Annotated in this window: 8 protein-coding genes; 6 read left to right on the top strand and 2 right to left on the bottom strand. The window is 67.6% G+C overall.

The genetic code is table 11. The features are described 5' to 3' along the window. Positions 1-198: 198 nt before the first annotated feature. Positions 199-981, bottom strand: a complete 783-nt coding sequence (locus AC07RV_RS45745) for a type III pantothenate kinase (protein WP_093354459.1) — start codon at positions 979-981, stop codon at positions 199-201. Positions 982-1,115: 134 nt separating this feature from the next. On the opposite strand from AC07RV_RS45745, the gene lysM reads away from it, so the two are divergent. The 3 genes from lysM to AC07RV_RS45730 all read left to right on the top strand — a co-directional run bounded on the left by lysM (position 1,116) and on the right by AC07RV_RS45730 (position 2,710). Continuing rightward, a complete protein-coding gene (gene lysM / locus AC07RV_RS45740; protein WP_296789302.1) occupies positions 1,116-1,580 on the top strand; it encodes a peptidoglycan-binding protein LysM in 465 nt (154 codons plus the stop codon). Between the two features lie 106 nt (positions 1,581-1,686). Further along, positions 1,687-2,316: a nucleotidyltransferase domain-containing protein gene (locus AC07RV_RS45735; protein WP_093354193.1), complete on the top strand. Its 630-nt coding sequence runs from the start codon at positions 1,687-1,689 to the stop codon at positions 2,314-2,316. Then, positions 2,264-2,710 carry a DNA-binding protein gene (locus AC07RV_RS45730; RefSeq protein WP_093354190.1) on the top strand — a complete coding sequence of 149 codons (447 nt, stop codon included), beginning with the start codon at positions 2,264-2,266 and terminating at the stop codon, positions 2,708-2,710. The genes AC07RV_RS45735 and AC07RV_RS45730 overlap by 53 nt, the downstream gene beginning before the upstream one ends. A 4-nt stretch (positions 2,711-2,714) precedes the next feature. Here AC07RV_RS45730 and AC07RV_RS45725 read toward each other — a convergent pair whose 3' ends face one another. Next, complete coding sequence (locus AC07RV_RS45725; protein WP_093354456.1) at positions 2,715-3,125, bottom strand: rhodanese-like domain-containing protein; 411 nt, start codon at positions 3,123-3,125, stop codon at positions 2,715-2,717. A gap of 226 nt (positions 3,126-3,351) precedes the next feature. On the opposite strand from AC07RV_RS45725, the gene AC07RV_RS45720 reads away from it, so the two are divergent. The 3 genes from AC07RV_RS45720 to AC07RV_RS45710 form a co-directional block, all read left to right on the top strand. After that, positions 3,352-4,467, top strand: a complete 1,116-nt coding sequence (locus tag AC07RV_RS45720) for a TRAP transporter substrate-binding protein (protein WP_208514018.1) — start codon at positions 3,352-3,354, stop codon at positions 4,465-4,467. 126 nt (positions 4,468-4,593) lie between these two features. Beyond that, positions 4,594-5,223, top strand: coding sequence for a TRAP transporter small permease subunit (locus tag AC07RV_RS45715; RefSeq protein WP_296789306.1), 630 nt, complete (start codon positions 4,594-4,596; stop codon positions 5,221-5,223). Then, a partial coding sequence (locus AC07RV_RS45710; RefSeq protein WP_495338109.1) for a TRAP transporter large permease subunit occupies positions 5,220-6,407 on the top strand: 1,188 nt, incomplete at its 3' end. The genes AC07RV_RS45715 and AC07RV_RS45710, both read left to right, overlap by 4 nt.

Raw genomic sequence — 6,407 nt, 5'->3', positions numbered from 1 at the left:
TCGTCACCTCCTGCGTTGCAGCATTGCGTATGGGACGAGGATAACGTGTGAGTGTTTATTTCAAATACACCCTCTCAGAAGGTGTGAAGGAACCGTCGCGAGCGCCCCGAGGTCGCGTCGAGGACCGGAGCCGTACTGACGTACGGCGAGGACCGCAGATGCGAGATCGGGGCGCGCAGCAGGTTCATTCACACCTTCTCAGCCGGCGCGCTGCTGCGCGATCACCAGCAGCCCGTCCATGATCAGGCTCTCGACCAGCTCGAAGTGGCCGTTCATCACGGGCGCCATCTTCCAGCCCGCGCCGCCGGTCATGTAGCAGGCCGGCTCGGCGCCGCAGTGCGAGCGCACGTGCTGCACCATGCGCTCGACCGCGCCGGCGATGGCGTAGGTGCCGCCGCTGGTCAGCGCGTCGCTGGTGTTGGTGGGGAATTCGCGCACCTCGCCGGTGGGCACGTGCAGGCCCGCCGTGCCCGACTCGAGCGCGCGCAGCATGATGCCGTGGCCCGGCAGGATCAGGCCGCCGAGGAACTTGCCGTCGGCATCGACGGCCTCGACCGTGACTGCGGTGCCGATCAGCACCACCACCATGGGCCGCGGCGCGCCTTCGCGCAGCATGCGGTGGCGCGCGCCGATCATCGCGACCCAGCGGTCGGCGCCGAGGCGCGTGGGATGGTCGTAACCGTTGACGATGCCGGCCTCGGCAAGGCTGGGCATGACCCAGCGCGGCGGACAGTCGAAGCGCTCGACCACCTGCTCCTCGGCGCGGCGGCGCAGCGCATCGCCGGCGACGACGCAGCCGAGCATGCTGGAAGGCGATGGAAGATCGGCCCAGGGGCCGTCGGCGAGCCGCTCGATGTGATCGAGGAACTCGGCACCCTGCGCCAGCAGGGCGGCGCCGGGGCGAGCCGCATCGTAGAGCGCCCACTTGAGGCGCGTGTTGCCGATGTCGATCGCGAGAAAGGGAGCGGTGGCTGCGGACATGCGCGGCATTATTGCGACTTTGTGACTATTCCTGCTGTCGCGGTGTTGTCGGTTGCGGTCGGGGACTACGCGGGGGCACCCCGGCGCGCCGCTACATTCGCGAATTCCATCGACCACCGACCAAGGAGAGAACCATGGGATTGTTGAGTTTCATCAAGGAAGCGGGCGAGAAGCTGTTCGGCGGTTCGTCGGCCCAGGCGGCCGAACCCGATGCCAACGACAAGGCCGCGGCCGCCATCAAGACCTACATCGAGACGCAGAACCTCGGCCTCACGAACTTCGCCGTGACCTATGTCGCAAGCACCGGCATCGTGACGCTCGCGGGCAACGCACCCTCGCAGGAAGCCAGCGAGAAAGCCTCGCTCGCGGCCGGCAACGTGGCCAACGTGACGAGCGTGGAGAACAACCTGGTCGCGCCCGCGGCACCGCCCGCGCAGTACCACGACGTGGTCAAGGGCGACACGCTGTCGGCCATCTCCAAGAAGTACTACGGCGACGCCAACAAGTACAACGCGATCTTCGAAGCCAACAAGCCGATGCTGTCGCATCCGGACAAGATCTATCCGGGGCAGAAGCTGCGGATTCCTCCGTTGAACTGATCTTTCGCGACTCGTACAGGAAAAGGCCCGCGGCTTGCCCGCGGGCCTTTGTCTTTGAACTCGGCGACTTGCCGAATGTCGCCTCAATAGCAACAATCGTCGCCCAATGAGCAACGATTCTTCCTTGATGGACCTGCTGTTCCCCGCCGCGCGGCAGCGCGTGCTGGCGGTGCTGCTGCTGCAGCCGCAGTCCGCATTCCATCTGCGAGAGCTGGCGCGCCTGACCGACAGCCATGCGGGCACGCTCGCGCGCGAGGTGGACAAGCTGGCGCGCACCGGCCTGCTCAAGCGCAGCGAACAAGGCAACCAGGTGCGCTACAACGCCGACACCCGCCATCCCCTGTTCGAGGACCTCGCGGCGATGTTTCGCAAGACACATGGCGTGGTGCCTGCCGTGCGCGAAGCGCTGGCACCGCTGGATGCGCAGATCCGGTTCGCGCTGGTGTTCGGCTCGATCGCACGCGGCACGCCGTCGCCCGGCAGCGACGTGGATCTGCTCGTGCTGGGCAGCGTCGACTTCATGACGCTCGCGCAGGCGGTGTTTCCCCTGCACGCGACGCTGGGCCGCGAAGTGAACACGGTGCTCTACACAACCGAGGAATTTGCACGGCGCGCACGCGCCGGCGATGCCTTCGCACGCGACATACTCGCCAAACCCAAACTGCTCGTGAAGGGAGGGGCGGATGAGCTTGCAGAACTTGCAGGCGATCGGGCGGCTGCAGGTCCACCAGCCTGATGCCGCGGGCATCGCCAAGCTGCTTCAGGCGGCACGTCGTAACCTGGCCGACGCGCATGTCGCACAGGTCAGCACCGACAACCGCTTCGATGCGGCCTACAAGTGCATCATGCAATGCGCGATGCTGGGCCTGTGGGCCAACGGCTACCGCACGGCCACCAGCCAGCCGGGCCATCACCAGACGGCCATCCAGAGCCTGGGGCTGACGATCGGCGTGGCGCAACCGGACATCATCGTGCTCGATGCGCTGCGCCGGCAACGCAACGTGAGCGACTACGAGGGCGACCCGATCTCCAATGCCGCGCTCCAGGCCTGCATCGACCAGGCCGCGCAATTGCTGGCTGGTGCCGAGGGTTGGCTGCGCGCCCATCGGCCCGATCTGCTGTCCCCTTAGCAGCTCAGTTCTGCTTCCAGGGCAGCCCCCGCTTGCGCCACCCACCGACCTGCCCCCGGTGCCCGCTCTCATCCGGATTCCCCTCGAACCCCTCGAGGATGTTGTAAGCCTCCACCCCCAGCTCAGTCGCCCGCTTCGCCGCCGCGATCGAACGCACACCGCTGCGGCACAACAGCACCACCTTCTTCCCACCCTCGCCAGCCGCGCGCACGCCCTCGTCGAAGCCCGGGTTCAATGCCATCCCCGGCCATTGCTTCCACGCCAGCGGCACCGCGCCCGGCACGAAGCCGACCCACTCGCGCTCGGCATCGGTGCGCACGTCGACCAGCACGGCCTCGCCGCTGGCCATCCATTGCGCCGCCTGCTCGGGCGTCACGTCGCCGGCATAGCCTTTTTCACCCACGGGTTCGGTCATCTTCTGCATTCCTTCCAATTCGATCGATGGCAAGAGGGTTCCCACGAAGGGCCGGCCATCTTTACCGGTTCCCGGTGGCCGCCGGATGGTGGAATTTTTCACCGGTTCGTGAAAACCCTGTTTGTCGTGTTTTGCTTGCGCGCCAAAGATGGCGGCTTGGCCTGTCAACCATAACTCCAAGAGGCGGCCTGGGATTTCCCCAGTCAGACCTATGGAGAGAGACAACATGACAGACAGCAAATCGACCCGCCGTCGCAGCCTGCTCAAGGGCGCCGCGGTGGCCGCAGGCGCCATGTCGGCGCCGATGGTCGCCATGGCCCAGACCACCACCCTGCGCTTCCAGAGCACCTGGCCGGCCAAGGACATCTTCCACGAGTACGCGCAGGACTACGCGAAGAAGGTCAACGACATGGCCGGCAGCCGCCTCAAGATCGAGGTGCTGCCCGCGGGCTCGGTGGTGCCGGCCTTCCAGCTGCTCGATGCCGTCGCCAAGGGCACGCTCGACGGCGGCCACGGCGTGGTCGCCTACTGGTACGGCAAGAACTCCGCGCTCGCGCTCTGGGGTTCGGGCCCGGGCTACGGCATGGACGCCAACATGATCCTGGCCTGGCACACCTACGGCGGCGGCAAGGCGCTGATGGACGAGATCTACAAGAGCCTCAACCTCGACGTCGCCTCGTACCTCTACGGCCCGATGCCCACGCAGCCGCTGGGCTGGTTCAAGAAGCCGGTGTCCAAGGCCGAGGACATGAAGGGCCTGAAGTTCCGCACCGTGGGCCTCGCGGTCGACGTGTTCACCGACATGGGCGCGGCCGTGAACCCGCTGCCCGGCGGCGAGATCGTGCCCGCGCTCGACCGCGGCCTGATCGACGCGGCCGAGTTCAACAACGCCTCGAGCGACCGCGTGCTGGGCTTCCCCGACGTGGCCAAGAACTGCATGCTGCAGAGCTTCCACCAGTGCGGCGAGCAGTTCGAGGTGCTGTGGAACGGCGCCAAGCTGCGCGCGCTGCCGCCCGAGCTCAAGGCCGTGATCGAGTACGCGACCCAGGCCGCGAGCGCCGACATGAGCTGGAAGGCGATCGACCGCAACTCCAAGGACTACGAGGAGCTCAAGAAGAGCGGCATCAAGTTCTACAAGACGCCCGACTCGGTGCTGCGCGCGCAGCTCGCCTCGTGGGACAAGACCATCGCGAAGAAGTCGGCCGAGAACCCGCTGTTCAAGAAGGTGCTCGATTCGCAGCGCGCCTTCGCCGAGCGCGCGGGCCAGTGGCAGAACGACTACTCGGTCGATTTCAAGATGGCCTACAACCACTACTTCGGACGGCAGGCCAAAAAGACCTGAACGGGTCTTCCGGCCAGAGAAAGAACGCGAGGGCACCCCGAGGCGGGTGCCCTCTTCTCATTCCCGATTTCGCCTGACGCGGGCCGCGCACGACGCGCGCAGCGCCCGGCGAGGAGTTTCGTCCCGATGCAATCCTTCCTGTTGGCGGTCGACCGGTTCTCGACGTGGATCGGCAAGACTTTCGCCTGGTGTGCCCTGCTGCTCACGCTGCTGATCAGCTGGGAGGTGTTCTCGCGCTACGTGCTCAACCGCCCGCATGCCTGGGTGCTCGACGCGCAGATCATGCTCTACGGCGCCATGTTCATGACCGCCGGGGCCTACACGCTCTCGAAGAACGGCCACGTGCGCGGCGACGTGCTCTACGGCTTCTTCAGGCCGCGCACGCAGGCGCTGGTCGACCTGGTGCTCTACATCGTCTTCTTCCTGCCCGGCATCGTCGCGCTGACCTGGGCCGGCTGGATCTACGCGAGCGAGGCGCTCGCGATCCGCGAGCAGACCTTCTCGGCCGAGCCGCTGCCGCTGTACCCGTTCAAGTTCATCATCCCGCTCGCGGGCTTCACCCTGCTGCTGCAGGGCCTCGTCGAGATCATCCGCTGCGTGCAGTGCATCCGCGACGGCGCCTGGCCCTCGCGCGAGCAGGACGTCGAGGAGGTCGACGTCGAGAAGCTCAAGGAGATGGTGCACGTGAAGGACGCCGACATCGCCGCGCTCGACCGCGTGGTGGTCGCCAACGAGGCACGGGAGGGCGCGCGATGAAGATCCGCCGCGAACTCTGGTTCGGCCTCAGCTTCATGGCGCTGGTCGTGATCGCCGGCGCCACCATGCTGCTGCGCGCCGAGACCATCACCAACGGCCACCTGGGCCTGCTGATGCTGTCGCTCGTGGTGGTGGCGATCATGCTGGGCTTTCCCACCGCCTTCACGCTGATGGGCATGGGCATGCTCTTCACCTTCCTGGCCTACGAGCGCGACTGGCACCGCACGCTCGACCTGATGGTGCAGTCGGCCTACAAAACCATGGCCAACGACGTGCTGATCGCCGTGCCGCTGTTCGTCTTCATGGGCTACCTGGTCGAGCGCGCCAACCTCATCGAGTCGCTGTTCAAGAGCCTGCACCTCGCGCTCGCGCGGCTGCCGGGTGCGCTCGCGGTCGCCACGCTCGTGACCTGCACCATCTTCGCGACCGCCACCGGCATCGTCGGCGCGGTGGTCACGCTGATGGGCCTCTTGGCGCTGCCCGCGATGCTGCGCGGCGGCTACAGCGTGCCGCTGGCCGCGGGCGCGATCACGGCGGGCGGCTGCCTCGGCATCCTGATCCCGCCCTCGGTGCTGCTGATCGTCTACGGCGCCACCGCCGGCGTGTCGGTGGTGCAGCTCTACGCGGGCGCCTTCTTCCCGGGCCTGATGCTGGCCGGCCTCTACGTGGTCTACGTGATCCTGATCGCCAAGCTCAAGCCACAGTGGGCGCCGCCGCTGTCGGCCGCCGAGCGCGTGGTGCCGCTGCCGCCGCTGACGCAGCGGATCGCGGCCAGCCCGTCGGCGCATGCGCTGCTGGGCCTGCTCAAGGGCCGGCGCAATGCCGAGGTGCCGCTCTCGCACGTGCTCAGGCAGCTCGGCATCGTGGCGCTGCCCGCCGTCATCTACGCGCTGCTGGCGCTGGGCAGCTACCGGGCCGTGACCACGGTCGAGGCCGAGGCGCGCTACGACATCGAGGAGATCGGTGCGTCCCGAAGCAGCAGCAGCGACGCCAGCTCGGGCGGCCTGCAGGAGCCGCCCGCCGAGGGGGGCCTGCGGGAGCCACCGAGCGAAGGCGGGCTGCAGGAACCGCCGAGCGAGGAACCCGCGGCCGGCGCCGTCGCCGAACCGCCGGGCGCCGAAGCACCGCCGGCGGCGCCCGCGCCCGCGCCCGCGCCCGCGCCCGCGCCCGCCGCCGCCGAAACC

The organism is Variovorax sp. GW821-FHT09B01, assembly GCF_059418345.1.
Note: the sequence above shows the minus strand (reverse complement) of the source record. Positions and strands in the feature narration are given on the sequence as shown.

Bases quoted from the DNA above. Each gene is read 5' to 3' on its own strand.
- AC07RV_RS45735 (WP_093354193.1), top strand. From the start codon at position 1,687: ATGAGCAACGATTCTTCCTTGATGGACCTGCTGTTCCCCGCCGCGCGG.
- AC07RV_RS45725 (WP_093354456.1), bottom strand. From the start codon at position 3,125: ATGACCGAACCCGTGGGTGAAAAAGGCTATGCCGGCGACGTGACGCCC.
- AC07RV_RS45730 (WP_093354190.1), top strand. From the start codon at position 2,264: ATGAGCTTGCAGAACTTGCAGGCGATCGGGCGGCTGCAGGTCCACCAG.
- AC07RV_RS45720 (WP_208514018.1), top strand. From the start codon at position 3,352: ATGACAGACAGCAAATCGACCCGCCGTCGCAGCCTGCTCAAGGGCGCC.
- lysM (WP_296789302.1), top strand. From the start codon at position 1,116: ATGGGATTGTTGAGTTTCATCAAGGAAGCGGGCGAGAAGCTGTTCGGC.
- AC07RV_RS45745 (WP_093354459.1), bottom strand. From the start codon at position 981: ATGTCCGCAGCCACCGCTCCCTTTCTCGCGATCGACATCGGCAACACG.
- AC07RV_RS45715 (WP_296789306.1), top strand. From the start codon at position 4,594: ATGCAATCCTTCCTGTTGGCGGTCGACCGGTTCTCGACGTGGATCGGC.